The organism is Vibrio sp. Vb1980 (genome assembly GCF_033338615.1).
Lineage (GTDB): Bacteria > Pseudomonadota > Gammaproteobacteria > Enterobacterales > Vibrionaceae > Vibrio > Vibrio alginolyticus.
Map to the genome: position 1 here is coordinate 1 of NZ_JAWOSZ010000191.1, position 510 is coordinate 510.

The following is a 510-nucleotide window of genomic DNA, read 5'->3' on the forward strand; positions in this document are numbered from 1 at the left end:
TACTAGAACTTAGTGCACTTTTAGAAACCGTACAAAGTTTATTAATGTTAGCTTGGGAATTAAAATTCTTGCCTCATGGCGCTCTGGTTGCTTTGACTGAACAACTTGGGCATGTATCAAGACAAACTACAGGATGGCGAAAGTGGTTCCAAGGAAAATCTCTCGAAATAAACGCACCTATTTCTTCTCCAAGTGGGTGCGCTTAGATTAGAGCTACTGGCATATTACTATTCAAAAAGACAATATTGTTCTAGAGAAACTGCTTGAGAACTTAGAGCCTTGGAGAGAGGAGAGCATGGTCGAACTGGTGGCCTAAGAAGGATATTAGCAAATAAGCCGCTCCCGTCAGCCCTTATAAATAAAGGGCTGTAGGCTCACATTGGACTGTTCGCTGAAATGGGCGCAAAACCCCTAGTTCCAAATTGGTGTCGAGCAAACAGGGCTTTGGTCTCCTGGCTTTTCGCCACGCACGGTTATCGGCGCTTACCGCTTTATAGTGACGACTTCCAC

1 pseudogene is annotated in these 510 nt (G+C 44.5%); it reads left to right on the plus strand.

Annotated elements, in window-relative coordinates:
- Positions 1-206, plus strand: a pseudogene (locus tag R7F64_RS24450) (hypothetical protein); the annotation flags it as partial.
- Positions 207-510 lie beyond the last annotated feature (304 nt).